The organism is Paenibacillus sp. GCM10023252 (assembly GCF_042653305.1).
Classification (GTDB): Bacteria; Bacillota; Bacilli; order Paenibacillales; family Paenibacillaceae; genus Pristimantibacillus.
The window spans coordinates 120,685-120,952 of sequence record NZ_JBHSHW010000028.1 but is presented as its reverse complement, the minus strand read 5'-3'; the positions used below and the strand labels follow the sequence as shown (position 1 = coordinate 120,952).

Annotated in this window: 1 rRNA gene (cut by a window edge); it reads right to left on the bottom strand. The window is 51.5% G+C overall.

The window, feature by feature from the left end:
* A 16S ribosomal RNA gene (locus ACFO9Q_RS16290) occupies positions 1-255 on the bottom strand; its annotated part reaches 219 nt to the left of the window's first position; the annotation flags it as partial.
* Between the last annotated feature and the right edge of the window lie 13 nt (positions 256-268).

The following is a 268-nucleotide window of genomic DNA, read 5'->3' as shown; positions in this document are numbered from 1 at the left end:
AATGCGCCGCAGGTCCATCTGTAAGCGACAGATTGCTCCGTCTTTCCCGATTCTCCCATGCGAGAGTACCGCGTATCCGGTATTAGCATTCGTTTCCGAATGTTATCCCAGTCTTATAGGCAGGTTACCTACGTGTTACTCACCCGTCCGCCGCTAAGTATCAGAGGTGCAAGCACCTCATCAACTCCGCTCGACTTGCATGTATTAGGCACGCCGCCAGCGTTCGTCCTGAGCCAGGATCAAACTCTCCATAATAGAAAGATTGTAG